The sequence below is a fragment of the Microbacterium sp. 13-71-7 genome (assembly GCF_002257455.1).
Classification (GTDB): domain Bacteria; phylum Actinomycetota; class Actinomycetes; order Actinomycetales; family Microbacteriaceae; genus Microbacterium.
On sequence record NZ_NCKN01000414.1, the window covers coordinates 1 to 1325 of the forward strand.

The 1325-nt window shown below is 70.8% G+C and carries 2 protein-coding genes and 1 pseudogene; all 3 read left to right on the forward strand.

Annotated elements, in window-relative coordinates; translation table 11 throughout:
• Window positions 1-183 (forward strand): annotated as a pseudogene (locus B7X32_RS20905) (hypothetical protein); the annotation flags it as partial.
• A gap of 101 nt (window positions 184-284) precedes the next feature.
• Window positions 285-590, forward strand: a complete 306-nt coding sequence (locus tag B7X32_RS20910; protein ID WP_292724161.1) for a hypothetical protein — start codon at window positions 285-287, stop codon at window positions 588-590.
• Between the two features lie 68 nt (window positions 591-658).
• Window positions 659-1325: MFS transporter (locus tag B7X32_RS20915; protein ID WP_292724163.1), on the forward strand; the 667-nt coding region annotated here is incomplete at its 3' end.

The following is a 1325-nucleotide window of genomic DNA, read 5'->3' on the forward strand; positions in this document are numbered from 1 at the left end:
ATCGCGCGCGGTGCGCAACTGGCCGGGTCCGCGGTGGCGGGAGCGGCCGGCAGCGCAGCGCGCGGCGTCGGCGTCGTCGGCCGGAAGGCCGCCGACGTGGTGCGCCGGAAGCCCGCCCCGATCTCCGCGCCGGAAGGCCCGGGCCCGGAACTGCATCCTTCGCCGCCCGGCGAGCAGCTCTGACCGATCCGCACAATCCGCCGGGGAGGGAAGCTCTGCACAGCCCTCGTCGCCGCGGGGGCTCTGTCGCCGCGATCGTCGGCGCCCGCTCCTAGCGTGGGGTCATGAACCGCTCCCCCGACCCGCCCTCGGCTCGACCCCCCGAGCCGGCGTATCCGGTTCCCTGGACCGTCGACCGACGCGACAGGACGCATCCGATGATCACCAACGGCGGCGAGGACATCCGCTTCGTGCGCGTCTTCGCCCGTGCTTCCTCGGATCCCGGTCGCACCCAGCTCTGGGGGCACGTGCGCCGGGGCGATCAGATGGAGGTGTGCCTCTGCGATGCGGATGTCGACGACATCGTGATCACCCTCGCCTGGTTCCGGCCGGAGGACGGGCTGGAGTACGTGTGGCGGTTCGTCGTCTGAGAGGCGGATCCGCCGGTGTACTCTCGAATGCCCCTCCCTGGGAGAAACCTGAACAGAAGGACGGGATCATGAGTTCGGCACTGACCGGCAACCGCCGCACGACCCGCCTGGCGATCCTCGTCGGCATCGCGGCCGCGACCGTCGGCATCATCTACGGCTACGACTCGTCGAACATCGGCGGTGCGATGCTGTTCCTCGCGAAGGACTTCCACCTCGACGCCGCCGCGCAGTCGTGGGTCACCACGACGGTCGTCGTCGGCGAGATCCTGGGCGCGCTGTTCGGCGGCGCGCTCGCGAACAGGATCGGCCGGAAGCCGACGATGGTCGCCGTCGCATCCTGCTTCGCGCTGTTCTCGCTCCTCTCCGGTCTCGCCCCCTTCCTGTGGGTGCTCGTGATCGCGCGTTTCCTGCTCGGTCTGACGATCGGCATCTCCGTGGTGGTCGTGCCGGTCTTCGTGGCCGAGTCGGCGCCCACCCGCTCGCGCGGCGCGTTCCTCGTGCTCTACCAGGTCGCCACCGTCTCCGGCATCATCCTCGGCTATCTCGTGGCGATGGCGCTCGCGCCCACCGAGAGCTGGCGCTGGATGCTCGGACTCGCGGCGATCCCCGGCGTGGTGATCACGATCCTGCTGCTCCGGCTGCCCGACACCGCGCGCTGGTACGTGATGAAGGGCCGCACGGAGGAGGCCCGCTCGACCCTGGCCAGGATCGAGGGCCCCGGGGTCGACGTCGACG

What these genes read in the sequence shown, in the direction of transcription:
- B7X32_RS20910 (WP_292724161.1), top strand. Translation starts at nt 285, where the DNA reads ATGAACCGCTCCCCCGACCCGCCCTCGGCTCGACCCCCCGAGCCGGCG.